The following is a 23863-nucleotide window of genomic DNA, read 5'->3' as shown; positions in this document are numbered from 1 at the left end:
TGGTGCAATTGGCGCTTACATCGTGCCGCTGGAAGCGGCGCCACCCAGGAAGCCGGCAAGTTCCTGCTTCGTAACGGTCGACGACTTGTCTGCGTCAGCCTGGGCAAAAGCAGCGTCATTCCACTTCGGGTCAGACGGCTGAGCCGAGGCATTCGGCGCCTTTGCCTTCAGCGCGTCCATCCAGGCAGCAAACTCCGTCTTGTCGAGCGTGCCGTTCGAATCCTTGTCGTAGGTGCCGAACTCGCTCTCGACGATCGCCGCCACCTGGTTGCCCTGCGCTGCCGGCTGAGCCGTGGTCGGTGCCGCAGTCGTCGCCGGGCTGGCAGTAGTCGTCGAGTCAGTAGCAGTCGTGCCAGTAGTGGCGGAGGGGGTTGCAGCAGTCGACGGCGTCTGCGCCGTCATGCCGGCGTCCTGCGCCATAACAGGCGTAGCAACAGCCATGGCGGTACCCAGAAGAACATACTTCAACATCTTCACTCTCCGTTGCTTGCTTTTATGAATTGCAGATGAACGACGCCGGAATACGCGCGCGGCGCCAAGAAACTGGCGAATAATCAACCCTCATCTGTTCTATTCGGTTCCCTGTTGGCGATTTGAACACTTCCCGGGACCCTGCTACCGAGCGCGCGATTTGTCTGGCCCGCGGCAGTCTCCGCGCTGCCGCGCCGCCGTTGATTTGAGGAAATTCAAATGGTTCCGCGCTATTCCCGGCCCGAAATGACCGCGATCTGGACGCCGGAGGCGCGGTTCCGAATCTGGTTCGAGATCGAGGCTCATGCGACTGAAGCTTTGGCCGAGTTGGGTGTCGTCCCGAAGGAAGCGGCGGACGCGCTCTGGGCCTGGTGGCGCACCAACCCCGAGATCGACGTCGCCGCGATCGATGCGATCGAGGCGGTGACGAAGCATGACGTGATCGCGTTCCTCACCTGGGTGGCGGAGCAGGTCGGCGACCAGGCGCGCTTTATGCACCAGGGCATGACCAGCTCCGACGTGCTCGACACATGCCTTGCGGTACAGCTGGCGCGCGCGTCCGACATCCTGATCGCGGACATGGACGCGCTACTCGCGGTGCTGCGTCGCCGCGCCGAGGAGCATAAGTTCACCCCCACGATCGGCCGCAGCCATGGCATTCATGCGGAGCCGGTCACCTTCGGGCTGAAGCTTGCCGAGGCCTATGCCGAGTTCAATCGCTGCCGCGCGCGGCTCGTCGCGGCGCGGGAAGAGATCGCGACCTGCGCCATCTCCGGCGCGGTCGGCACCTTTGCCAATGTCGATCCCCGGGTTGAAGCGCATGTCGCCGAGAAGCTCGGCCTCGCGGTGGAGCCCGTGTCGACCCAGGTGATCCCACGCGATCGCCACGCCATGTTCTTCGCCACGCTCGGTGTCGTCGCCAGTTCGATCGAGCGCCTCGCGGTCGAGGTTCGCCACCTGCAGCGCACCGAAGTGCTGGAAGCGGAGGAATATTTCTCACCCGGGCAGAAGGGTTCGTCGGCGATGCCGCACAAGCGCAACCCCGTGCTGACCGAGAACCTGACCGGCCTCGCCCGCATGGTGCGCGGTTATGTGACGCCCGCGCTGGAGAATGTCGCGCTGTGGCATGAACGGGACATCAGCCACTCATCGGTCGAGCGGTACATTGCGCCCGACGCGACCATCACGCTCGATTTCGCGCTCGCGCGGCTCACTGGCGTGATCGACAAGCTGCTGGTCTATCCGGCGCGGATGCAGAAGAACATGGACCGGATGGGCGGGCTGATCCATTCGCAGCGCGTGCTTCTGGCGCTGACCCAGGCCGGGGTCAGCCGCGAGAACGCCTATCGCCTCGTCCAGCGCAACGCGATGAAGGTGTGGGAGTCGGACGGCGCATTGTCGCTGAACGAGCTGCTCAAGGCCGATCCGGAAGTCACTGCGGCGCTCAGCCCCGAAGCGATCGATGCCGAATTCGACCTCGGCTATCACTACAAGCACGTCGACACGATCTTCGATCGCGTCTTCGGCTGATCGGTCGGGCCCGGCGGGCGCCGGGCCCAACGCCATCCCGGCTGATCAGGCCGGGATCTGCTGCGAGATGCAGTGGAAGCTGCCGCCCCCGGTGAGGATCGCGTCTGCCCGCAGGCCGACGACGTTGCGACCCGGGAAGATCGCCTGGAGTTCCCGCACCGCGGCCTCGTCGTCAGCCGCGCCATAGATGGGCACGACGACACTCGCATTGCCGATGTAGAAGTTCATGTAGCTCGCAGGCACGATCTCGCCATCGCGCAACACACGGCCGGCCGATGGCACCGGCACCACCTCCACACCAGCGCCGCGCGCGCGCTCGGCGGCATTGGCATAGACCTGCCAATTGGGATCATTCTCCCCGCCGACCGGGATCGCCAGGCGCCCCTCGCCTACGAAACGGGCGAGATTGTCGACATGGCCATCGGTGTGATCGTTGTGCAGGCCGTCACCGAGCCATAGCACCCGGTTGAAGCCAAGATCGGAATGGAGGCGCGCCTCGATGTCGCTGCGCGATAGGTTAGGATTGCGGTTCGGGTTCAGCAGGCATTGCTCGGTCGTCACGACCAGGCCGGTACCATCACCGTCGATTGCGCCGCCTTCCAGCACCCAGGAATGACGCTCGATCCGCTTGCCGCGCTGCGCGGCGAGCCGCTGTCCAATGTCGTCATCGCCCGGCAGATCGTATTTGCCGCCCCAGCCGTTGAAGAGGAAGCTGTGCGCCACCCGGTCACCGGCGATGATCGGGCCGGTATCGCGCAGCCAGATATCGCCGAACGGCTCCACGACGACATCGGCGAACGGCGCAAGGCGGCGCGCCGCCTCGCCCGCTTCCTCGTCAGCAGCAACGAGCAAGACCGTCTCGCCCTTGCCGCCAGCGTGCACCGCTGCGGCGAAGGCGGCGACTTCGTCGCGCGCCTGATCGAGATCCTCCTGCCACAGCTCCGGATGGCTGGGGAAGCCGATCCAAATGGCCTTGTGCGGCGCCCATTCGGGCTTGGGTGCGTGGGTCATTTCGCCTCGCTGCGGGACTTGTCACGGATCGCCTTGAACTCGGCGGTGGAGTACCAGCTCGGCCAGGCGTTTCCGTCGGCAAGCTGGCGACCGAGCTGATAATAGATCGTCAGATCCTGGACCGCGCCGTCCCAGTTCCAGTTGGGATCATATTCATCCTTCGGGCCATGATAGCGATTCTTGAGGTAATCCTCGCTTGCCGCCTTGCCGGCAAGCGCGCCACCCTTGACCAGATCGATGCCGCCGCCGGCCGACAACATCGGCACGCCGAGCTTGGCGAAGCTGAAGTGATCCGAGCGGTAGTAATGCCCCTTCTCCGGCGTTGCCTCTGCCGCGATCGTCCGGCCCTGCGCCGCGACGAGCGGCTTCACCATGTCCTCAAGCTCGGACTTGCCGGCGCCGGTAATCTCGAAATCCTTCGTCGCACCGATCACGTTCAGCCCGTCCATGTTGACGCCGCCAACCGTCTTGCCCAGCGGGAACACGGGATTGCGGGCATAATATTCGGAACCAAGCAACCCGCTCTCCTCCGCGGTCACGGCAACGAAGGCGACCGAGCGGCGCGCCGGCCCTGCCTTGGCGTAAGCCTCCGCCGTGGCGACCAGCCCCGCGATCCCCGAGGCGTTGTCGAGCGCGCCGTTGCAGATGTCGTCGCCATCTACCGCATCACAGCGGCCAAGATGATCCCAATGGCCCGAATAGAGCACCACCTCGTCGGGCGCAGCGGTACCCGGCAGCACGCCAACGACATTTTTCGACATGCTCCGCTTGATGTCGTTCGAGAAGCTGCCCGACAGCTTCAGGCCCAGCGGCACGGCGCGGAAGCCTTTCTGCTTGGCGGCAGCAGACAGCTGATCAAAATCCTTGCCCGCTGCGGCGAACAGTTCCTTCGCCTTGGCAAGCTGGATCCAGCCGACCATCTCGTTCTGGTCCATGTGATTGCCCGGCGCATCGAGCTTGTACTGCGGGCCAGTCCACGACGACTGGACGACAGACCAGCCATAAGCGGCAGGCTCCGTATCATGGACGATGATCGCGCCCGCGGCGCCCTGCCGTGCAGCTTCCTCGAATTTGTAGGTCCAGCGGCCATAATAGGTCATCGCGCGGCCCTCGAAGGGCCCGGCGTCCTGACCGGCGGCGGTCGTCTGCCAGTCCGGATCGTTGATGAGGATGACGACCGTCTTCCCCTTCACATCAAGGCCGGCATAATCGTTCCAGCCCTTTTCGGGCGCATTGATGCCGTAGCCGACGAAGACGATCTCACTGTCCTTCAGCGTCACCTTCGGCACGACGCGATACGTGCCCGCCACCATATCGGTGCGATAGTTGAAGGTGACTGGCGCCTTTCCGCCGGACGCGGTGAACGGCGTCACGTCCCTGGCAGTAATCTCCACCATCGGCACGTCCTGCGTCCACTGGCCCTTGTTGCCCGGCTTCAGCCCGGCCGCGGCAAAGCGCTTGACGATATAGTCGATCGTCTTCGCCTCGCCGGCTGTAGTGGGCGCGCGCCCCTCATAGGCGTCCGAGGACAGTTCCTGGGTGACCGACTTCAGCGTCTCGACGGAAATGGCGGGCGCGGTCTGCGCAACGACGGGAAGCGGCAGCGCCGCCAGGGCAAGCAGAACGAAGGAACGCATGGGTACTCCGGCAGAATGACTGCCCTGCTGTTTGGCAGCGGCCGTGCAGGTGCGCAAGCGACGGGCTTGGCACCGCCCCCGCTTCCGTTATGCTGGTGAAACAAGGGGGAGTTTTGGGGGATGCGTAAGGTTTTGACAGCCGCTCTTTTGAGCGGCGCTATCGCCGTGCCGGCGGCAGCCGAGCCGTCGAAGGAAGCAAAGGCGTTCGGTGCGCGCGAGTTCGTGCAGGACATCAGCCTGTCACCCGACGGCAAGCGCGTGGCCATGGTCGAGGCGAGCAGCGGGCGCGGCGCTCGGCTCGTCGTGGGGGATTTCGAAAGCGGGGCGATCACGCCGGTGACGAGCGTGTCGGGCGATCCCGAGCGGTTCGATCGTTGCCATTGGTCAACGAACTCTCGGATCGTGTGCCGGATCTATGGCGACACGACGACTTTGGGTGTTCTCACCGGCTTCACCCGCCTGATCGCGATCAACGCGGACGGCACAAACCCCAAAATGCTGTCCCAGACGGGATCGTCACGCTCGCTGGGCCCGACGTTGAACGGTGGCAATGTCATCGACTGGAGAGGCCAAGGGAAGGAGAGCTCCATTCTGGTGACCCGGTCCCACGTGCCTGAACAAACCACGGGCAGCCGCTTCGGCAGCGACGCGGAGGGATTGGGCGTCGAAAGCATTGATACCATCACGCTGGCCCGCCGCGCAGTGGAGCCGCCAAAGCCGATGGCGGTGGAATATATCAGCGATGGCCGCGGCACGGTGCGCGTAATGGGGCTCCTGACCAGCGCGACCGGGGGATACGTCGGCGAGACGATCGCTTATAGTTACCGTAAGGCAGGTGAACGGACCTGGGAGCGGCTTGGCACGTTTCAGCTCACCCAGAACGCGCGAGCAGGGTTCAATCCCTATGCCGTCGATCCCGATCTCAACGTCGTTTATGGCTTCGATGACAGTGACGGCTTCAAAAAGCTGGTGCGGATCAACCTTGACGGGAGCTTGAAGAAAGAGATCGTCGTCGAGCGACCTGGCGTGGATGTCGACGGGCTGATCCAGATCGGCCGTCAACAACGTGTCGTCGGCGCAAGTTGGGCTGGCGAAGTGCGCGAGTTCACCTTTTTCGATCCCGAGTTGAAGGCGCTCGCCACGTCGCTCGGGCGGGCCATCCCCAACCTGCCGCAGATCCGGTTCGTCGATGCAAGTGCGAACGAAAAGCAGCTGCTGCTTTCCGCATCAAGCGACGACCATCCCGGCATTTATTACATCTATGACAAGGGCACCAAGAAGCTCGAGGAGGTCATGCCTGCCCGGCCTCAGCTCGCGCTTCTCGGCCTCGGCAAGATGAAGCCGATCACCTATCGCGCCGCCGATGGCACGATGATCCCGGGGTATTTGACCCTGCCGGCAAACAGCACGGGCAAAGGCCTGCCCGCAATCGTCATGCCGCACGGCGGGCCAAGTGCGCGCGACGAATGGGGGTTCGACTGGCTGGCGCAATTCTTCGCTGCGCGAGGCTATGCGGTTCTCCAGCCCAATTTTCGCGGCTCGTCCGGTTACGGCGAGGCGTGGTTCGAGAAGAACGGCTTTCAATCGTGGCGCACCGCGATCGGCGACATCAATGACGGGGGAAAGTGGCTGTTGGCGCAGGGCATCGCTGCGCCGGGCAAGATCGCGATCGTCGGCTGGTCCTACGGCGGCTTTGCGGCGCTACAGTCGCCCGCGCTCGATCCGGACCTCTTTAAGGCGATCGTCGCGATCGCGCCAGTCACTGATCTGGAGCAGCTGCGCACGGACTCGCAGATGTACACGAACTTCAAGCTGGTCGATAAATTCATCGGGACCGGCGCGCACGTCCGCGAGGGGTCTCCGGCACGGCTGGCGAGCGGGATCAAGGCGCCGGTCCTGATGTTCCACGGTGACCGGGATCAGAACGTCCGCATCGGGCACTCGCGCCTCATGGCTGATCGGCTGAAGGATGCGGGCAAGAAGGTCGAGCTCGTTGAATATAAGGGGCTCGCCCATTCGCTGAATGATTCCACGGCGCGCACCGAGATGCTCGACAAATCGGATACATTCCTGCGCATGACGCTGGGGCTCTAGAAACGAAGAAGGGCGGCCCCGCGGGACCGCCCTTTTTTGCGACCGATGGAGGCACCGGCGGCTGCCGGCGCCGTCAGGATCAGCGGCTGTAGAACTCGACCACGAGGTTCGGTTCCATCTTCACCGGGTACGGCACTTCGTCCAGCGTCGGCACGCGGATGAAGGTGACCTTGGTGGTGCCGTCCTGCACGACATAGTCAGGCACGTCGCGCTCGGCGAGGCTCTGCGCCTCGAGCACCAGCGCCATTTCCTGCGCCTTCTTGCCGATCGTGATCTCGTCGTTCACCGCGCAGCGGCGCGACGCGATGTTGCACTTCACGCCGTTCACATAGACGTGGCCGTGGCTGACGAGCTGACGCGCTGCGAAGATCGTCGGCGCGAACTTCGCACGGTACACGATCATGTCGAGGCGGCGCTCAAGCAGGCCGATCAGGTTCTGCGAGGTATCGCCCTTCATCCGGGCAGCCTCGTCGTAGCAGTGGCGGAACTGCTTCTCGGTGACGTCGCCGTAATAGCCCTTCAGCTTCTGCTTCGCGCGCAGCTGGATGCCGTAGTCCGACACCTTGCCCTTGCGGCGCTGGCCGTGCTGGCCGGGGCCATATTCGCGCTTGTTGACCGGGCTCTTGGGACGACCCCAGATGTTTTCGCCCAAACGGCGGTCGAGCTTGTGCTTGGCGCTATGGCGCTTCGACATCGTCTTTCCTTCGATTTGCTAACAACGTTGGTCCCGGTATCGCACCGACCGTGCGGGGCACGGGCAGGCCGCCTGCTTCACCGGGATGCAGGGGCGATCGCGAAGCGGCGCGCCTAGCCGCAGGGCCGCACGGAGTCAAGGTAGGCAAGGTGGCGCTGGACAGCCGCGCCCTGTACCGCCACAGCCGGGCAATGATCCTTCCCGGACAAGAATGCACCACGATGGCCGAGGTACGCGCAGGCGTGGACCAGGTCGACCGCGAACTCATCGCGCTGCTCCGTCGGCGCTTCGATTACATGGATGCCGCGGCGCGCATCAAGCCAACCCGTGATGCCGTGCGCGACGAAGGACGCAAGGCACAAGTCATCGCCAATGCCCGAGCTGCCGCGGAAGCCGCCGGGCTTCCCGGCGAAGCAATCGCGCAATTGTGGAACGACTTGGTTGAGGCGTCGATCGCCTATGAACTTGCCGAATATGACCGGCGGGTAACCAACTATTAGGCCGTAATCGGCAAAGCATCGGACGGGAGACAGGGACCGTCCGATGAAGAAACTGCCGTTGATTGCGCCGCATCCGCCGCGCCTGTCGAGCATGGTCGAGGCGCTGACGCGTGTCGAGCAATCCGGCATCTTCAGTAACAACGGGCCGGAGCTTCGTGCGTTCGAGGCGGACGCCACGCGGCGCCTGTTCGGCGGGCGGGGTGCCTGCCTGGCGGTGGCAAACGCCACGCTCGGCCTCATGATCTCATTGCGCGATGCGGTCAGCGACGGGCCGGCGGGCCGCTTCGCGATCATGCCCGCGATGACCTTCGCGGCGACCGCGCAAGCCGCGTGGTGGGCCGGTCTGACGCCGCTCGTCTGCGATATCGATGCAGACGATTGGGGCGCCGCCGCAGACGAAGAAGAACGCCTGCTCGCCCGCTATGGAGCGCAGGTCGCAGCGGTGGTGCCGTACGCTACCTTTGGCTACGGCATCGACCTCGATCGTTATCGTTGGCTGTCTCGCCGCTATGGCGTTGCCGTCGTCATCGACGCTGCCGCCTCGCTCGGCACAACCGATGCGCAAGGCGTCGGCTTCGGGGCGGGCGCGCCCTTCCCGGTCGTCTTCTCGATGCACGCGACCAAGCCGTTCGCGACGGCCGAAGGCGGCCTCATCCATTGCGCGGATGCCGATCGGATCGAGCGGCTGCGCGCCATGGCGAACTTCGGCTTCACCGCGCCGCGCACCGCGACCCTGCCCGGCCTCAACGCCAAGCTGCCGGAGGCCATGGCGGTGATGGCGCAGGCGCGGCTCGATGATTTCGCCCGCGTGGCGCGCCACCGCGATCAGTTGGCGCTCGCCTATCGCGAGCTGATCGGGGACCGCTATCGCATCCAGCCACGGCAGGCAGGACGCCAGGCGCTGGGCTTCTTCCCGCTGCTCCTGCCGTCCGAATATACGCACGAGCGCGACGAGATCATCGCCCGGCTCGGGCGCGAAGGCGTAGGCGCCGGCAAGTACTTCAGCCCGCACCTGGGCGAGCAGCCCTGGGTCCGCAGCGTCGCGCAGATAGAGGAGACGCCGGTCGCGGACATGGTCGGCAGCCGCCTTCTCTCCCTCCCGCTTTCCGACACGATGGCGATCGAGGATGTGGCGGAAGTCGTCGCGGCGCTGGATCGGGCCGTCGCCCGCCCCTCACGCCGGACGTCGCGTGACGCGCCGCCACCCGTGGCCGAGACGCTGATCGTCGGCGGCGGGCCGGCTGGCACTGCCATGCTGACCGCCGCAAGCCGCCACGGCCTGCTGCCCGAACTGTCGCGCGGCCTCGTCATCGTGGAGCGTGATCAGGCGATCGGCGGTGGCCAGCTCGGCCGCTATTCGATCACGTCGGACTCGACCGCGCAGACCTTCCTGACCGCGATCGAGGGCAATCCCGATCCGGCGATCGCCGCACTTGCCAATCACCCCGCGGCGCTCGCGGTCGCCCGGCATCGCGACTCGCTCGGCGTGCCGCTGGCAGAGGTGGGCCCGCTGCTCCGCGCCATCGGTGACCGGCTGCATATGACGGTCGAGGCGAATGGCGGAACGGTGCTGACTGGCCAGGAAGTCGTCTCGGCACGGCAGCAGGACGGCATCTGGCGCGTGCGCATCCGTGATGTGGCAACCCACCGCGATACCGAACGGCTGGCGCGCAACCTCGTGATCGCGACGGGCGGGCATCAGCCGCTCACGCGCCTGGTCGAGCAGCGGTTCGCCGGCGCCCCGCTCCTCGAGCTTGCGGCGGATCGCCTGCTACAGTCGGACTCCGTTCTCACCCGCGGCGGATTCGAGATGGTCACCGATCTTCTCTCCGGCAGGCGCGCGCCGCGCGTGGCGGTGATTGGTGGCTCGACCAGCGCGCTGACAACCGTCGCTCTTCTGCTGCGGGAGCGGCCGGCACTGCCGTTCAGCGCCGGCGCGATCACCCTGCTGCACCGCCGCCCGCTCCGCCCCTTCTATCATTCGGTGGAGGCCGCTCACGCAGAGGGCTTCACCGATTTCGGCCCGGACGACATGTGCCCGGTCTCGGGCTTCGTATATCGCCTCGCCGGCTTCCGCCTCGAAGCGCGCGAACTCGTCCTGCGCATGCTGGCCATCGATGGCCGCGAGCCAGATCCCCGCGTCGCAACTCACCGCGTCACGGGTGACGACGAAGCGGCCCGCGAGATCGTCCGCCGTGCCGATATCGTCATCGCCGCGCTTGGGTATCGCCCGCGCGCCCTGCCTCTTGAGCAAGCCGACGGTTCGCTGCTTCCGCTTGCCGCCCATAGCGGAGCGCCCATGGTCGACGATCTGTGCCGCGTGCGGGATCCCGCCGGTGCAGCGATCCCGGGCCTCTACGGGATCGGCCTTGCTGCCGGCTTCGTGCCGCATGGTCGCCTCGGCGGCGAGGCAAGCTTCGTCGGCCAGGCCAACGGGCTATGGCTGTGGCAGAACGACGTCGGCATGATGATCGTCGATCAGCTGCTGGCAGATCGGGCAAGGGCAGCGGCGTGACCGCAGCGCCCGCGATCAGCGTCATCATGGCGGCCTATAACGGCGCCGAACTGCTGCCCGCGACGCTTGCTTCCCTGCAGCGCCAGACGTTCACCGATTTCGAAGTGATCGTGGTCGACGATCGTTCGACCGACAGCACGCTCGACGTGCTGCGTTCCTGGCCCGACCCGCGCGTTCGCGTCATCGCGCTCGACGAGAATGGCGGGCCAGTCCGTGCACGCAACCGCGCCTTTGCCGAGGCGCGCGGCCGGTACATCGCGGGTCTCGATCAGGACGACCTGTGCCTGCCGAGCCGCTTCGCGCGCCAGCTGGCCTATCTTGATGCCAACCCCAACGTGGTTCTTGTCGCCACCGCGACCGAAGTCCTGGAAGGCGCGCGCCTTCTCCCCTCGCCGCATGTCGCTCATACGACGCCGGGCCTGCTCGGCTGGCTGATCCGGATCGAGAACCCGTTCGTCTGGTCGTCGGTGATGGTCCGGGCCGATGTGGCGCGACGGCTCCATCCCTTCACCCGCCCCGACATTCTCTACGCCGAGGATTTCGATCTCTACCATCGGCTCTCCGCTTATGGCGACATTGCGCGGATCGACGAGCCGCTGCTGGCCTACCGCCGCCACGCCGGCGGCGCATCGCAGCGCTACGAGGGCATCATGCTGGCCAATGCGCGGCGAGTGCTTGGCGCGGCCTATATGCCGGTCCTGGGCGATGAGGCGGAGCAAGCAGCGGCGCTGGTGGTAGAACATCTGATGCACGGCCAGCCCGTGCCCGACCGGGCGACGCTTGCACGACTTGGCACCTACCTGGGTCGACTGCAGGAGGCGTTTCTCGCTGAGCGGAACGTCAGCGACGCCGATCTGCGCATGATCCGCTGGGCAACCGCGCGTCGCTGGGCCGCGGTATCACGCGCCTCGCTGCGCGCCGGCACGATAACCCTGAGCGACGCGATACGAGTGCGGCCGCCACACCTCGGCCTTGGCCACGCAGGCATCGAGCAGTTGCTGTGGGCGCGCCTGATCGGCAGCGCCCGCAGCATCAAGCGTCGTTACACCTTGGCGGCGTAGATCATCCGGCCCTGCCCGAGACGCTGGAACACTTCGGCCAGTTCGTTCTCGCCCACTGCGAAACAACCCTGGCTACGCCCCAGCCGACCGTGCTTCTGCAGCATGTCGGCGTTCGAATACCAGGCGCCATGCACGACAATCGCCCGCGCGAGCGCATTGTCGTTCGTGGGATCAAGCCCGATCAGCCGCTGCGAGCGGCCGTGCTTGCCGACATAATAGTCGGACGCGAGGAAGGCGCCCTCACACGACGCGTTCGAGCCGTTCTGGTTGGAGAAGCGTTGCAGGTATCCGCTATGCGCCGGGTCCGAGCCGCTGCCGTGCGCGACCAGCTTCGACACGCTCGATCCGTTGACGAGATCGATGAAATGGAAGCGACGCTGCGACGAGGGTGCCGAAAAGTCCGCGATGACGATCCGATCGCGCAGCGCGATGCGGTTGCCATGGCGCTCCAGCGCAGCCAGCGCCTTGCGCATTAGATCAGGGGACACGACGCGTGGCGAGCTCGGCGTCACCTTCGGCGTGGGGCGCACAGGTGCCAGCGAAGATGACGGCAGCTGTGCCGATCCTGATTCGGTCGCCCGCATCGCGGCGGATACTGCATCCGGCAGCACCATCGCACCGGCGAGCGCGCCGGCCGTCTTGAGCAAGCCGCGTCGAGTCGGCGCCTTTTCACGCATCGTGAGCATTGATCCTGAAGTCCCCATACCCGGTAAGTCGTTCATAACACGGAAATGGTGAACGATCTGCCCATGCGGGCCCAATCTGGCCCGATGCTTGCTTCATCCGCCGTGCAAACCCTTCCGTTCGTCGCATGGCACCAAATTCGAGATAGTGCGTTTTACCACTTGACAGCCCCGCAATGAGGGCTCGGACATCGAGAAAGAGGGACGCACATGCGCATGATTCGCGCCATGATGGCGGCTGCCCTGACGACGGCAGCCTTTGTTTCGACGCCCAGCCTGGCGCAGACCGCCAATGCCGGTAGCGTAGCTCTGGTGGAGGCCGCTGCCAGCCTGACCCCGGGCAAGTATCTGTGGGAGGAGGATGTGGCTGCCGGCCCGGTCAGCCTCCTGATCAGCATCCCGGACCAGAAGGCCTATGTCTATCGCGGTGATACGCTAGTCGCCGTATCGACCGTCTCGACCGGCAAGGAAGGCAAGGAGACCCCGGTTGGCGTCTTCACCATCCTGCAGAAGAAGCAGATGCACCACTCCAATCTCTACGACAACGCGCCCATGCCTTACATGCAGCGGCTGACGTGGGATGGCGTGGCGATCCACGCCGGCAAGAACCCGGGATTCCCCGCCTCGCACGGCTGCATCCGCGTTCCCACCAGCTTCGCCAAGAAGCTGTTCGCAGCCACCGAGATGGGCGCAACGGTGGAAGTGACGGATCTGTCGTACATGGATGGCATGCCGGCGCCGCGCAGTGACGCTCAGATGACGGCCGCGGCGAATGCAAGTACGCAGAAGGATCTCAACACCTTCCTCGCCAGCAAGTGACCGGTGTGGGAGATCGGCCCCGCACCCTGGCGTTCAGCGTATCGGAACACCTGGGCGCGGGGCCGTCGTGATTACTTCTTCAGCAGGCCGATCTCGATCAGCCGCTCGGTCAAATAATTCTGGGCGGTGATCGGCGTCGGGTAACGGTTCGGATTGTCGCTCGTGATCGTCTGCGGCAGCGTCTTGATCAGGAAGTCGGGCACTGGATGCAGGAAGAACGGCATCGAATAGCGTGAGTGACCGCGGCGCTCCGGCGGCGGGTTGACCACGCGGTGCGTGGTCGATGGCAGCACATGGTTGGTCAACCGCTGCAGCATATCGCCGACGTTGACGACCATCGCGCCCTCGGGCGGCTTCACCGCGAGCCACTTGCCCGAATCGCGATCCAGCAACTCAAGGCCCGCCTCTTCCGCGCCCAGAAGCAGCGTGATGAGGTTGATGTCCTCGTGCGCTCCGGCCCGCACGCCCTCCGCATCGGCAGGGATCGGCGGATAGTGAAGCAGGCGGAGCACGGAGTTGCCGTCTTTCACTGCGGGGTCGAACCAATCGGGCGCCAGGCCAAGATGCCGTGCGACCGCCGAGAGGAGCTTGTCGCCCGCCGTATCGAACGCGCTGAACAGCTCGACGAACGTCTCCTTGAACCCTTCAGGCCGGGCCGGCCATACATTGGGCTGCATGTCCGCCGCGAACTTGTGCCCCTCGGGCAGTTCGCGCCCAACGTGCCAGAACTCCTTCAGGTCGACGTGCTTGGCGTCCTTGGCGATCTCGGTCTTGAACGGGGTGTAGCCACGCGCTCCCCCGCCGCCTTCGATGAAATAGCCGCGCTTCTCTTCCTCGGGCAGCGCGAAAAGCGCCTCGGTCGCCGCCCAGGCGCGGTCGATCAGACCCTGCGGCACGCCATGGTCGGCCACCACGGCGAAGCCGAACCGGCGGAAGGAGCCCCCCAGATCCGCCGCGAACCGCTCCGGGTCGCGCGCCTGATCGGCGAGGCTAAGCGTCGGCACCTGGGCCAACGGCGAGTCGAGCATTACACCAGCCTTTGTCGAACTTTATGGATGGCGGGCGTATACGCCGCCCGCCTGAACCCCGCCAGTCCGTCACCGCCCGTCATCGGCCGCTCGCGCGTCGTCAGCCGATCGTCACCGTTCCCATCGCCCGGTCGCCCGCGGGTTTAAGATCGATTCGGAAACGCTCGCCATCGGTCGTGCCGCTCAGCGTGTCACCCTGCACTTCCACCTTGGTGCCGGCCTTCTCGAACTCGCTGCGCAGCCAGTCGCGCACCGTCTCCAGCTTTGCCGGGCTATCGAACGACAGCCGCACCACGCCATCCTCATCGCCCTTCGCATTGACGTTCATCGCTCCGATGCGGGTGCCCGGAAACAGATGCACCCCGCCAATCTCGAAATTGTCGGCGGTGAGGTCGAGCTTCGGCAGCTTGATCGATCCCTTGATCAGCGGTGTGTCCAGCGTCACCTCGCCGGTGCTGCCATCCACGCGCGCCGCACCGTTGCCGGCATCGATCGACACCGTCGTGCCCTCCCCGTCACGCTGACCGCATGCGCCCAGCGTCGCAGCGATGGCCAGCGCCGGAACGATATAGAAGCGCATCTCAATCTCCGTATTACGAGTGTAACACACTAGCCCTCTGAGCGGCCTGTCGCAAGCCCCGAGTACTGAGCGGCTTTTGCCGGAACCGCCCCGCCCTCACAGCCGTTCGCGCCTTGGTCAGCAGGAGAATGATCATGGGTGGCCATCAAGTGACGAACTTCGGCTCGGGCGACGGCGGCCCCTTCGACGAAGACGGCTATGACGAGGCGCAGCGCGCCGAAATCCTGGAAGCGACGCGAGACGGCCCGAGCGACGGGACGATCATCACGGATCTCGATCCGGACGTCGGCCTCGATGATGATGAGGACGATGACGAGGACGATCTGCAGATGCTCGACGGCGAAGTCGCGGAACAGGACGATGATGCAGATCAGGATGAGGACGACATCGATGAAGATGTGGTCCAGGATGAATTCGACGATGGCACCATCAACGAGGACGAGGACATCGACGACGAGGACGATACGGCGCTCAATCCGTAACCGCCCGGCCGCCAGCGCCGTCGCCGCGGCATGCGTCCTCCTCGCTGCGTCCTGCTCCAGGCAGCCGACCACCGAGGAGGTCGATATCGGCGACGCTGCGCGCACGGCGCAAGGGTCGATCGATAGCCAGCAATCCCTGCCGATGGCGGCCACGCCGACCGCACCTGGCTTGGCGAACTCAGGTGTGTCCAATGCTGTTGGCGCGCCGACACCCGCATCGGCGACCGCCGAAACTCCGGGGCTTCCCGAAGCTGAACCGGCGGAGGATGGCGCCGAGGCAGCGGCACAGGTGCTGCGCGATTATTATGCGCTGATCGCGCGCAAGCAGTTCCGGGAGGCCTGGAACCTGTGGGATCGGGAGGGCCAAGCCTCCGGCATGACGCCGGATGCGTTCGCTGCTTCGTTCAACAAGTACCGCGATCTCAGTGCGCAGCTTGGCCCGCCGGGCCGGATCGATGCCGGTGCTGGCCAGCGGTACATCACCATCCCGGTCACCGTGCGCGGCACGCTTCGCGATGGGGCGCCGTTCGCCATGGACGGTCCGGTGACGCTTCATCGCGCCGCCGACATTGACGGCGCAACGGCGGCGCAGCGCCGCTGGCGGATCTATGTATCCGGTTTGAAGCCGCGGCCGACAACGGCGACGACGACTCCGACGCCGGGCGACTAGCTGCCGCCTCCGGCGGAGGCTATGGCGCCGACATGCCGACCCTCGCGCTGCTCGTCGTCTCGAACGTCTTCATGACGATCGCCTGGTACTGGCATCTGAAGGGCGGCATGTCGAAGCCGCTCCACGTGGTGATCCTGTTGAGCTGGAGCATCGCGCTCGTCGAATATTGCTTCGCCGTCCCCGCCAACCGGATCGGCTTCGCCAGCGGTTGGTCTGGCGGACAGCTCAAGATTGCGCAGGAGGTGATCTCGCTGCTGGTGTTCGGCGCCTTTGCGGTGCTGGTGCTCGGTGAACAGCTGAGCTGGCGCCACGCGGGCGCCTTCGTCTGCCTCGTCGGCGCGGCCGCATTCATGTTCGCCGGGCGGAACTGAGCGCCACTTTGGGCCGCCCAGCCGATCCTTAGTCGAGAATATGCATCCAGAGCGGCTCGCCGGCGAGGCTCTGCGATCCGCGAAGCCGCTCCAGCGCCGCTGCGATGTTCGCCTCGGGCGCCTCGTGCGTCACGATCGCGACCAGCACCGTGCCGTCCGCCGCCGCGCCGCGCTGGATCAGGCTCTCGATCGAGACGCCGGCATCGCGCATCGCCGCCGCAATCTCGGCCAGCACACCCACTCGGTCGGCAACCATGAAGCGCAGGCAAGCGCGCCCACGTCGCGTGTCCGGCGCGGCGGCGGGCGCCGCCACCAGCGACGTTGCCGGCATCGCATATGGCGGGCCGAACTCGCCGCGTGCAATGTCGATCAGATCGGCGACGACCGCACTTGCGGTCGGGCCGTCACCTGCCCCCGCGCCTTGGAACAGCAGCCGGCCGACAAAGTTGCCGTCCGCCACCACCGCATTGGTCGATCCGGTGACATGCGCCAGCGGATGATCCTGCGGCACCAGATGGGCGTGGACGCGCTGGAACAGCCCGTCCGCGCCGGCCTCCGCCACGCCGACGAGGCGGACGCGATAGCCCAGCGCCGCCGCCTCGGCGATGTCGGCCGCGATGACATGCCTGATCCCGCTCGCGGCCACATCACCGAAGGCTGGCTTGGTACCGAAGGCGATCGAGGCCAGGATCGACAGCTTGTGCGCCGCGTCCACGCCATCGATGTCGAACGACGGGTCCGCCTCGGCATAGCCAAGCGCCTGCGCCTCGGCGAGCACTTCGGCGAAGTCGCGACCTTCCGCTTCCATCTTGCTGAGGATGAAATTGCACGTGCCATTGAGGATGCCGTAAACCCGCGCAATGGCGTTCGCGGCCGCACCTTCGCGCAGTCCCTTGATCACCGGGATGCCGCCCGCCACCGCCGCCTCGAACTTGAGCGGCGCGCCGGCGGCTTCCGCGGCTTCCGCAAGCTCAAGCCCGTGATGAGCGAGCATTGCCTTGTTCGCCGTGACCAGCCCCTTGCCGGCACCGAGCGTCGCACGCGCCAGCGCGAGCGCGGGGCCGTCGGCACCGCCCACCAGCTCGACCACGACGTCCGCGTCACAGCGCGCAAGCGCCGTCGTATCATCGACCCATTCATAGCCGCTGATGTCGACGCCGCGGTCCTTGCTGCGGTCCCGCGCTGACACGGCGACAATCTCGATCGGCCGCCCGGCACGCCGAGTGATCAGCTCACGGTTGGTCTCCAGGACGCGGATTACCCCGCCGCCCACCGTGCCCAGCCCAGCCAATGCCACTCGCAATGCGTCCGCCATCTCAATCCCTCAGTTGCACGCGGCTGCCGCCTACGGGCTTGCGGCGAGAGTGTCGATACCGCGGCCCGCGGCAATTTTCTTTTGCCATACCCCATTCGGGGGATGTGAATATGTCGCGCGCAACGCAATGAGATCAGGCGACCCAAGCCCATGGTAAAACAGGGGCAACCTGCCCGGCACCGCTACTTGGCGATGCTGGGCATCTTTTTTGGGCGCGCCGTCAGCCGCTCAGGCAGCCTTGGCATATTCCATCTCGCCGTCTTCGGCCGCCGCTCGGTCCGGCGCCTGCGGTAGAGCCACCTGCTGCTGCTTCGGTTTGGCAGAACTCGGGAAGGCGAGGCGTGATACCAGAACCACCAGCCCCAGCGCGAGGTAGCTCACCACGACGCCGACGGGCTGAAGCACGAAGGCGGCGCCTAGCGCGAGGCGAAGCCACAGCGGATTGAAGCCGAAATCCTCGCCCAGCGCGTTGCAGATGCCGAGCAGATTGTCCTTCGGGGTGGAAAGCGGCTTGCTGTTGGTGGTCATGGTCCTTGGCTCCGATCGACTGGCACGGCGCTCGCCGTTCATGCCCGGCGCCTTGCAGCCTCCATGCCAAACCTGTTTTTCGTATCTTTACCGCTACTTAGAAGAGGCGACGGTTATGCGTCCGAGGCGCAAGGTCGGAAACCGCGCTATCTCTTGGTGAAATACGCCAGCCAACCAGCCCCTTGTGCCGCAGCAATAATCTGCAACACCTCCCGTCATGACCAATCCGACCAAGGCCGTGGCCGAACTCACCTTTCGCGGGGTCCTGCTCGGCGGGATCATCACGCTGCTGTTCACCGCAGCGAACGTTTATCTCGGGCTGAAGGTCGGCCTCACCTTCGCCACCTCGATCCCGGCCGCGGTGATCTCGATGGCGATCCTGCGGCACTTCAGCGGGTCGACGATCCTTGAGAACAATATCGTCCAGACGATCGCGAGCGCCGCCGGGACGCTCGCGGCGATCATCTTCGTGCTGCCGGGGCTGGTCATCATCGGATGGTGGCAGGGTTTTCCGTTTCTCCTCACCGCCGGGATCACCGCGCTCGGCGGCACGCTGGGTGTGATGTTCTCCGTGCCTTTGCGCCGCGCTTTGGTGGTTGAAAGCGATCTTCCCTATCCCGAGGGGCGCGCGGCCGCAGAGGTGCTCCATATCGGATCGGGCTCACGTGAAGGCGCCGCGGAAAGCGCTGCTGGCCTGCGGCTGCTCGTCGCCGGCAGCTTGGCCTCGGCCGGCTTTGCAATCCTCACGCAGATGCGGCTGGCCGCGGCCGAGGTCTCCACCTGGTTTCGCGTCGGCAGTGGCGCGACTGGCCTGTCCGGCGGCCTCTCCTTCGCGCTGTTCGGCGTCGGTCACCTCGTCGGGCTGTCAGTGGGCATGGCGCAGCTTGCCGGGCTCATCACCGCTTGGTTCATCCTGCTGCCGATCCTCACCGCGGCCCAGCCAATGGCGGGCGACGTCGAAGCCTGGGCCGGCACCGTCTTCCGGCAGGATGTGCGCTTCTTCGGCGCCGGCGTGATCGGCGTCGCTGCGCTCTGGACATTGCTGCGGATCGCCCGCCCGGTCGTCGGCGGCGTCACGTCCGCGCTTGCCTCCAGCCGCGCGCGCCACGCCGGTGAGGCACTGGCGATCGAGGAACAGGATCTGCCGATCGGCATCGTCGGCGGGGTCTCGCTCGCGCTGCTGGTGCCGATCGCGTGGCTGTTGTGGAGCGTTGCCAGCGTCGGGCCGATCGCCGGATCCGCCGCGATCCTTGTCGCTGGCGCCTTGCTCTTCATCCTCGTCATCGGCGTGATGATCGCCACTGTCACCGGCTATATGGCGGGCCTGATCGGCGCGTCGAACTCGCCCGTTTCGGGCATCGGCATCCTGTCGATCATCGCCGCCTCGCTGCTCCTCATCGGGCTGTTCGGTCGCGGACTGGCTGAAGACACCACCGCGGCTCTGGTCGCCTACGCGCTGATCGTCACCGGGATCGTCTTCGGCATCGCGACGATCGCCAACGACAATCTGCAGGATTTGAAGACCGGCCAGCTGGTCGGCGCGACGCCCTGGAAGCAGCAGGTGGCGCTGATCATCGGCGTCTTCTTCGGCTCGATCGTCGTGCCGCCGGTGCTCGACCTGCTCAATACCGCCTTCGGTTTCGCCGGCGCGCCGGGCGCAGGACCGAACGCGTTGGCGGCGCCTCAGGCCGGTCTCATCTCCTCGCTCGCCAAGGGTGTGCTTGGCGGAAGCCTCAACTGGTCGATGCTCGGCTGGGGCGTGGTCGCCGGCGTGATCTTCATCATCCTCGACGAACTGCTCGGCAAGGCCGGCAGGTTGCGCCTGCCGCCGCTCGCGGTGGGCATCGCGATCTACCTGCCCATGTCGGTGATCCTGCCGGTCGTCTTGGGCGCCCTGGTCGGCGCGGCGTACGAGCGCTGGGCGGAGCGCACCGACGATCCCGAGCGCACGCGCCGTTTCGGCACGCTGACCGCGACGGGCATGATCGTCGGCGAAAGCCTGTGGGGCGTTGCCTTCGCCGGCATCGTCGCCGCCAGCGGCAGCGATGCGCCGCTGGCGTTGGTCGGCGAGGGCTTCCTGCCCGTCGCGCTGATCGGCGGGACGCTGCTGTTCGCGGCGCTGATCGCCTTGCTATATCGCAACACCCGCCGCGCGGCGCTCACATGAGCGCGAGCAGCTTGTCGATCTCGACGAAGGCGAAGCCGACCGAACTGTCCGCAATGCCATAAGGCATGAACAGCTTGTTGCCGTGCCGCATCGCGCCGCAGGTATAGACGACGTTCGGCACATAGCCTTCACGGTCCTGATCGGCGGCGGCCAGGATCGGCTCCTTCGTCCGCCCGAGCACCTTGGACGGATCGCGCTTGTCGAGCAGCGCCGCGCCGATCGAATATTTGCGCATCGCGCCAACGCCATGGGTCAGCAGCAGCCAGCCCTCGTCCACTTCGATGGGGGGCCCGCAATTGCCGATCTGCACCAGCTCCCACGGGTACATCGGGCTCAAGATCAGCTCACCGTCGTCCCAGTGATCAAGGCGGTCGGAGCGAAGCAGATAGAGATTCTCCCCGTCCTGCCGGCCGATCGAGAGATATTCGCCGTTCACCGTCCTTGGGAACAGGGCGATGCCCTTGTTGCGAGCCGCCGAACCGCTCATCGGCACAAGATCGAAGGACCGGAAATCGCGCGTCCGCATCAGCTCGGACTGGATCTTCGCGCCATTATAGGCGGTGTAGGTTCCAAGCCATTCGACCGAGCCGTCGTCGTGGGTGAACTGCACCAGCCGCAGGTCTTCCAACCCCTTCGACTGCGCCTCGGTGATCGGGAAGATGACGGTGCCCGACAGGGTCGAGTCGCGGTTGCGATGAACCGTCACCGGCCCGCTGGGCGTCTCGTCATTGTCGAGGCCATGGGCATCCGCGGCCGTGGCGAAGGGCGGTTCGGGCGCCAGCTTCAGCTGGTTCTCGTCGGTGATGATCCCCTCGCGGAAGGCGACGGACGAGATATGCCCCTCGCCTACCGCCCGCAGGCTCATCAGGATGCGCTGCGATCCCGGCGGCATGCCGGACTGATCGGGGTGCGCCACCGCGCTCGGGTTCATCAGCGCCGCAGCGGCATAGCTGTATTCATGGCAGAAATAGGCCCCGATCAGCTGCCGCTTCTCGTCACCGATGTCGGCATCCTTCAGCCCGTGCTGACCGGCCACTTCCTCGAACCGGGTCATGAACACGCGGCGCGTCTGCCAGTGCCGCGCTTCGAAGTCCTTCAGCACGACGGCCAGTTGCTCGCTCGCCTGGATCGGCGACATGGCAAGCACTTCGGCCACCATACGCGCGGCACGGCTTTGTCCCTGGCCGTTCAGCGCGGACCAGGGGATATGAAACGGGCGGACCACCACGCGTGAGGGATCGGCTTGCAGCCGAAGCTGATGATTGAACAAATCCAAGGAAAGCAGCCTCGCGGTGGCGTCAGGACAACAATGCGCCGACGCAAATGTTGCTTATGCGACCGCGCGCCGCGTTCCTGCCACGCCTTGGGTGGCCTTTGAAAGCCCCGAAATGGCGCAGCTGGACAATTGCAGCGCCAAAATCGATTCTGCGCCTTGGTTGCGGTTGAGGCCGGTCGGCATCAGCCCGTCGAAACAGCCGCCGTCCTGCGCCGTCGCCAGCGGAAGGTCGAGGTCGTTGTGCCCCATGTACCAGCCGTAAGCGCGCATCGCTTCCTCCCGCCACCGCTCGTCGCCGGTGGCCTGGAACGCCGCGCAGCACGCATCGATCGTCGCCTGCGCCTCGAGCGGCTGCTGATCGAACGGCAGCGGCTCGGCATAAGCGCGGCCGAAGCTTTCCGAACCCACCGCGCGGAAGCGGCCCTCCGGGTTCTTCTGCTTGCTGATGATCCACTCCAGCGTCTCGAGCCCGCGCTCGATCACGTCCCGGCGGCCAAGCGCCATGCCGGCGCGGATCAGACCTTCGGGCAGGCGGCAATTGTCATAGGCGAGCACCACCTCGAACCACACCCAGTCGGGGCGGCGCGCCGTATCGAGCAGGGCGAGATGCTCGTTCGGGAATCGCTCCAGGATCGAGCGGGCAAGCTGGTGGCCGGGCGACGCCTCGAGCATCGCAGCCGCCCCCAGCATGGCGAACGACTGCGCGCGCGGGCTGCCCAGCTCGAACGCGAGGCTTGCCGTCATGTCGAACATCATCGTCGCCCAGTCGCGGTGCTTGCGCGAACGTGCGTCACGCGCAGTGACGCCAAGCGCCCACAATGCGCGGCCGTTGGAATCCTCGGAGCCGACGTCCTCGCACCACGTGCGATCGAAGTTCATGAAGTTGCGGAAGCGGCGCTTCTCCGGGTTCCAGGCATATTGGACGAACGAGGCGTATACCGTCGTCCACTTGTCGCGCACCGTCTCGTCCAGCTTGTCGATCGCACACATCAGGATGAGCGCGCGCGCATTGTCGTCGATGCAATAGCCATGGCGGCGGTCCGGCACCGAGTAGATCGAATGCTGGAGCATGCCGGTCGAATCGCTCATCCGCTCGACCGCCGAGATGTCAGGGTCCAGCGGCTTCATCGCCGACGGGGCGGCAATCCGCGCCGGCTTCGTCGCGACGATCTGCTCGATCTCGCCTATCGCCCGCTCCGCGACGCGCGACCAGGTCATCGTCCGTCCGCGATCATAAGCGCGCTGGGACAGCTTGATCCGGCGATCGTCATTGCCGAGCAGGTCGTTGATCGCCTGAGCGATCGCCGCCGAATCGCGGAAGTCCACGAGAACGCCGTGCCCGTCCGCCAAGATCTCGGTCGCATGGACATAGGGCGTGGAAATCACCGCCTTGCCGACGCCCACGGCATAGGAGAGCGTGCCGCTCGTGATCTGCGCCGGGTTCAGATACGGCGTAACATAGAGGTCGGACGCCTGGAGATAGTCGATCAGATCGTCCTGCTCGACGAAGGCATCGATGAACGCGACATTGTGCTCGACGCCCTTCGACCGTGCGAGCGCCTTCAGGCTGTCGCGGTATTTCTCGCCTTCATGCGCCACCAGATTGGGGTGCGTCGCGCCGAGCACGACGTAGGTCGCATCCGGATGCTTCGCGACCACCTCCGGCATCGCTTCGATCACCGTCTCGATGCCCTTGCCGGGCGCGAGCAGACCGAAGGTGAGGATGACGCGGCGGCCTTCCCAGCCAAAGCGCGGCTTGAACGTCGCGGGGTCGGCGAACAGGCGATCGGGCACGCCGTGCGGAATGTTGACGATCGAGCGCGGATTCGCGCCGTAGACACGCGTCAGGATCTCACCGCCGCGCTCGGCCATAACGATCACTTTCGACGCGCGCCGCAGCAGCCCCTCCATCACCGCGCGCTCATCCGCGCTCGGCTTTTCAAGCACGGTGTGAAGCGTAACGATTAACGGCAGCGTGGTGCGATCGAGCAGCGCCAGGATAAATTCACCCGCCGCGCCGCCGTAGATGCCATATTCGTGCTGCACCCAGATCGCCTGCGCGCCTGAAGCCTCGATCTTGCGCGCGACATCCAGGTACGCCGCACGGTCCTGCTGCGGGATCGTGTCGGTGACTTCGGGCGGATAATCGTAACGCCCGGGGTGATCGTCCATCGCATAGACGTCCACCGCCAGATCCGGATAGCGGCTTTTCAGAGCATTGAACGTGTCGGTCGTGAACGTCGCCAGCCCGCACTTGCGGGGCAGGAAATTGCCGATGAGCGCGATACGCGCGACGGTGTTCGTTTCGACCGTGTCGTTCATCCTCTAATGCCTTCGCTGTTTACGGAACGCCATTCACAGGGCGTTCACGTTCCGGACAACGGGTAAGGGGCAGGAAGGTTGCGGCGTTTGATGCACCGCAACAAGATTC

At 65.7% G+C, this 23863-nt stretch carries 21 protein-coding genes; 10 read left to right on the top strand and 11 right to left on the bottom strand.

Going from position 1 to position 23863, the window contains the following annotated elements:
* Window positions 1–15: 15 nt before the first annotated feature.
* The gene (locus ACH0CP_RS01965) at window positions 16–471 is read right to left on the bottom strand and encodes an EF-hand domain-containing protein (RefSeq protein ID WP_294442270.1); all 456 of its coding nucleotides are present in this window, start codon (window positions 469–471) and stop codon (window positions 16–18) included.
* 219 nt (window positions 472–690) lie between these two features.
* On the opposite strand from ACH0CP_RS01965, the gene purB reads away from it, so the two are divergent.
* Window positions 691–2001, top strand: coding sequence for an adenylosuccinate lyase (gene purB, locus ACH0CP_RS01960; protein WP_294442206.1), 1311 nt, complete (start codon window positions 691–693; stop codon window positions 1999–2001).
* Window positions 2002–2046: 45 nt separating this feature from the next.
* Here the strand turns inward: purB and ACH0CP_RS01955 are convergent, their stop codons facing one another.
* On the bottom strand, window positions 2047–3012 hold the full coding sequence (locus ACH0CP_RS01955; RefSeq protein ID WP_294442207.1) for an agmatine deiminase family protein: 966 nt from the start codon (window positions 3010–3012) through the stop codon (window positions 2047–2049).
* The gene (locus tag ACH0CP_RS01950) at window positions 3009–4649 is read right to left on the bottom strand and encodes a M28 family metallopeptidase (RefSeq protein WP_294442208.1); all 1641 of its coding nucleotides are present in this window, start codon (window positions 4647–4649) and stop codon (window positions 3009–3011) included. Before ACH0CP_RS01950 ends, ACH0CP_RS01955 begins: the two co-directional genes overlap by 4 nt.
* A 120-nt stretch (window positions 4650–4769) precedes the next feature.
* On the opposite strand from ACH0CP_RS01950, the gene ACH0CP_RS01945 reads away from it, so the two are divergent.
* A complete protein-coding gene (locus ACH0CP_RS01945) occupies window positions 4770–6743 on the top strand; it encodes a S9 family peptidase (protein WP_294442209.1) in 1974 nt (657 codons plus the stop codon).
* 79 nt (window positions 6744–6822) lie between these two features.
* Here ACH0CP_RS01945 and rpsD read toward each other — a convergent pair whose 3' ends face one another.
* Window positions 6823–7437, bottom strand: a complete 615-nt coding sequence (gene rpsD, locus ACH0CP_RS01940; RefSeq protein WP_294442210.1) for a 30S ribosomal protein S4 — start codon at window positions 7435–7437, stop codon at window positions 6823–6825.
* Window positions 7438–7658: 221 nt separating this feature from the next.
* Between rpsD and ACH0CP_RS01935 the strand changes: the two genes are divergently transcribed.
* Genes ACH0CP_RS01935 through ACH0CP_RS01925 form a run of 3 tightly spaced genes read left to right on the top strand, consistent with a single transcriptional unit; the run spans window position 7659 to window position 11513 of the window.
* Window positions 7659–7937 carry a chorismate mutase gene (locus ACH0CP_RS01935; RefSeq protein WP_294442211.1) on the top strand — a complete coding sequence of 93 codons (279 nt, stop codon included), beginning with the start codon at window positions 7659–7661 and terminating at the stop codon, window positions 7935–7937.
* A gap of 43 nt (window positions 7938–7980) precedes the next feature.
* Window positions 7981–10452 carry a DegT/DnrJ/EryC1/StrS family aminotransferase gene (locus tag ACH0CP_RS01930; protein WP_294442212.1) on the top strand — a complete coding sequence of 824 codons (2472 nt, stop codon included), beginning with the start codon at window positions 7981–7983 and terminating at the stop codon, window positions 10450–10452.
* A complete protein-coding gene (locus ACH0CP_RS01925) occupies window positions 10449–11513 on the top strand; it encodes a glycosyltransferase family A protein (protein ID WP_294442213.1) in 1065 nt (354 codons plus the stop codon). Before ACH0CP_RS01930 ends, ACH0CP_RS01925 begins: the two co-directional genes overlap by 4 nt.
* Here ACH0CP_RS01925 and ACH0CP_RS01920 read toward each other — a convergent pair.
* Window positions 11495–12127, bottom strand: a complete 633-nt coding sequence (locus ACH0CP_RS01920; protein ID WP_406875433.1) for a murein L,D-transpeptidase catalytic domain family protein — start codon at window positions 12125–12127, stop codon at window positions 11495–11497. The two genes, ACH0CP_RS01925 and ACH0CP_RS01920, sit on opposite strands and share 19 nt — an antisense overlap.
* A gap of 279 nt (window positions 12128–12406) precedes the next feature.
* On the opposite strand from ACH0CP_RS01920, the gene ACH0CP_RS01915 reads away from it, so the two are divergent.
* Window positions 12407–13015: a L,D-transpeptidase family protein gene (locus tag ACH0CP_RS01915; RefSeq protein ID WP_294442215.1), complete on the top strand. Its 609-nt coding sequence runs from the start codon at window positions 12407–12409 to the stop codon at window positions 13013–13015.
* Window positions 13016–13086: 71 nt separating this feature from the next.
* On the opposite strand, the gene ACH0CP_RS01910 is transcribed toward ACH0CP_RS01915, so the two are convergent.
* Together ACH0CP_RS01910 and ACH0CP_RS01905 are read right to left on the bottom strand one after the other, a co-directional pair.
* A complete protein-coding gene (locus ACH0CP_RS01910; protein ID WP_294442216.1) occupies window positions 13087–14043 on the bottom strand; it encodes an isopenicillin N synthase family oxygenase in 957 nt (318 codons plus the stop codon).
* Between the two features lie 100 nt (window positions 14044–14143).
* Window positions 14144–14623 (bottom strand): hypothetical protein, encoded by a 480-nt coding sequence (locus ACH0CP_RS01905; RefSeq protein WP_294442217.1) that lies wholly within the window; start codon window positions 14621–14623, stop codon window positions 14144–14146.
* A 134-nt stretch (window positions 14624–14757) separates the two neighbouring features.
* Here ACH0CP_RS01905 and ACH0CP_RS01900 point away from each other — a divergent pair, with 134 nt between their 5' ends.
* The 3 genes from ACH0CP_RS01900 (at window position 14758) to ACH0CP_RS01890 (ending at window position 16146) form a co-directional block, all read left to right on the top strand.
* Window positions 14758–15105 carry a DNA primase gene (locus tag ACH0CP_RS01900; RefSeq protein ID WP_294442218.1) on the top strand — a complete coding sequence of 116 codons (348 nt, stop codon included), beginning with the start codon at window positions 14758–14760 and terminating at the stop codon, window positions 15103–15105.
* Between the two features lie 184 nt (window positions 15106–15289).
* Window positions 15290–15775 (top strand): hypothetical protein, encoded by a 486-nt coding sequence (locus ACH0CP_RS01895; protein ID WP_294442219.1) that lies wholly within the window; start codon window positions 15290–15292, stop codon window positions 15773–15775.
* Between the two features lie 32 nt (window positions 15776–15807).
* The gene (locus ACH0CP_RS01890) at window positions 15808–16146 is read left to right on the top strand and encodes a DMT family protein (RefSeq protein ID WP_294442220.1); all 339 of its coding nucleotides are present in this window, start codon (window positions 15808–15810) and stop codon (window positions 16144–16146) included.
* Window positions 16147–16174: 28 nt separating this feature from the next.
* Here the strand turns inward: ACH0CP_RS01890 and ACH0CP_RS01885 are convergent, their stop codons facing one another.
* Both ACH0CP_RS01885 and ACH0CP_RS01880 read right to left on the bottom strand, forming a co-directional pair.
* Window positions 16175–17461, bottom strand: coding sequence for a homoserine dehydrogenase (locus ACH0CP_RS01885; RefSeq protein WP_406888471.1), 1287 nt, complete (start codon window positions 17459–17461; stop codon window positions 16175–16177).
* Between the two features lie 228 nt (window positions 17462–17689).
* Window positions 17690–17989, bottom strand: a complete 300-nt coding sequence (locus ACH0CP_RS01880; protein ID WP_294442222.1) for a PspC domain-containing protein — start codon at window positions 17987–17989, stop codon at window positions 17690–17692.
* Between the two features lie 217 nt (window positions 17990–18206).
* On the opposite strand from ACH0CP_RS01880, the gene ACH0CP_RS01875 reads away from it, so the two are divergent.
* On the top strand, window positions 18207–20156 hold the full coding sequence (locus tag ACH0CP_RS01875) for an OPT family oligopeptide transporter (protein ID WP_294442223.1): 1950 nt from the start codon (window positions 18207–18209) through the stop codon (window positions 20154–20156).
* Here ACH0CP_RS01875 and ACH0CP_RS01870 read toward each other — a convergent pair.
* On the bottom strand, window positions 20149–21432 hold the full coding sequence (locus ACH0CP_RS01870; RefSeq protein WP_294442224.1) for a glycoside hydrolase family 130 protein: 1284 nt from the start codon (window positions 21430–21432) through the stop codon (window positions 20149–20151). The two genes, ACH0CP_RS01875 and ACH0CP_RS01870, sit on opposite strands and share 8 nt — an antisense overlap.
* A gap of 54 nt (window positions 21433–21486) precedes the next feature.
* A complete protein-coding gene (locus tag ACH0CP_RS01865; protein WP_294442225.1) occupies window positions 21487–23754 on the bottom strand; it encodes a glycosyltransferase family 4 protein in 2268 nt (755 codons plus the stop codon).
* Between the last annotated feature and the right edge of the window lie 109 nt (window positions 23755–23863).

This window comes from Sphingomonas sp. 179-I 2A4 NHS, assembly GCF_045369135.1.
Classification (GTDB): Bacteria; Pseudomonadota; Alphaproteobacteria; order Sphingomonadales; family Sphingomonadaceae; genus Sphingomonas.
The sequence above is the reverse complement of the archived record's forward strand: the minus strand, read 5'-3'. Positions and strand labels throughout refer to the sequence as shown.

Bases quoted from the DNA above. Each gene is read 5' to 3' on its own strand.
- ACH0CP_RS01930 (WP_294442212.1), top strand. From the start codon at position 7,981: ATGAAGAAACTGCCGTTGATTGCGCCGCATCCGCCGCGCCTGTCGAGC.
- ACH0CP_RS01955 (WP_294442207.1), bottom strand. From the start codon at position 3,012: ATGACCCACGCACCCAAGCCCGAATGGGCGCCGCACAAGGCCATTTGG.
- ACH0CP_RS01920 (WP_406875433.1), bottom strand. From the start codon at position 12,127: ATGGTGCTGCCGGATGCAGTATCCGCCGCGATGCGGGCGACCGAATCA.
- ACH0CP_RS01965 (WP_294442270.1), bottom strand. From the start codon at position 471: ATGTTGAAGTATGTTCTTCTGGGTACCGCCATGGCTGTTGCTACGCCT.
- ACH0CP_RS01875 (WP_294442223.1), top strand. From the start codon at position 18,207: ATGACCAATCCGACCAAGGCCGTGGCCGAACTCACCTTTCGCGGGGTC.
- ACH0CP_RS01910 (WP_294442216.1), bottom strand. From the start codon at position 14,043: ATGCTCGACTCGCCGTTGGCCCAGGTGCCGACGCTTAGCCTCGCCGAT.
- ACH0CP_RS01865 (WP_294442225.1), bottom strand. From the start codon at position 23,754: ATGAACGACACGGTCGAAACGAACACCGTCGCGCGTATCGCGCTCATC.
- ACH0CP_RS01880 (WP_294442222.1), bottom strand. From the start codon at position 17,989: ATGACCACCAACAGCAAGCCGCTTTCCACCCCGAAGGACAATCTGCTC.
- ACH0CP_RS01950 (WP_294442208.1), bottom strand. From the start codon at position 4,649: ATGCGTTCCTTCGTTCTGCTTGCCCTGGCGGCGCTGCCGCTTCCCGTC.
- ACH0CP_RS01945 (WP_294442209.1), top strand. From the start codon at position 4,770: ATGCGTAAGGTTTTGACAGCCGCTCTTTTGAGCGGCGCTATCGCCGTG.
- ACH0CP_RS01890 (WP_294442220.1), top strand. From the start codon at position 15,808: ATGCCGACCCTCGCGCTGCTCGTCGTCTCGAACGTCTTCATGACGATC.
- ACH0CP_RS01900 (WP_294442218.1), top strand. From the start codon at position 14,758: ATGGGTGGCCATCAAGTGACGAACTTCGGCTCGGGCGACGGCGGCCCC.
- ACH0CP_RS01885 (WP_406888471.1), bottom strand. From the start codon at position 17,461: ATGGCGGACGCATTGCGAGTGGCATTGGCTGGGCTGGGCACGGTGGGC.
- ACH0CP_RS01935 (WP_294442211.1), top strand. From the start codon at position 7,659: ATGGCCGAGGTACGCGCAGGCGTGGACCAGGTCGACCGCGAACTCATC.
- ACH0CP_RS01905 (WP_294442217.1), bottom strand. From the start codon at position 14,623: ATGCGCTTCTATATCGTTCCGGCGCTGGCCATCGCTGCGACGCTGGGC.
- rpsD (WP_294442210.1), bottom strand. From the start codon at position 7,437: ATGTCGAAGCGCCATAGCGCCAAGCACAAGCTCGACCGCCGTTTGGGC.
- purB (WP_294442206.1), top strand. From the start codon at position 691: ATGGTTCCGCGCTATTCCCGGCCCGAAATGACCGCGATCTGGACGCCG.
- ACH0CP_RS01915 (WP_294442215.1), top strand. From the start codon at position 12,407: ATGCGCATGATTCGCGCCATGATGGCGGCTGCCCTGACGACGGCAGCC.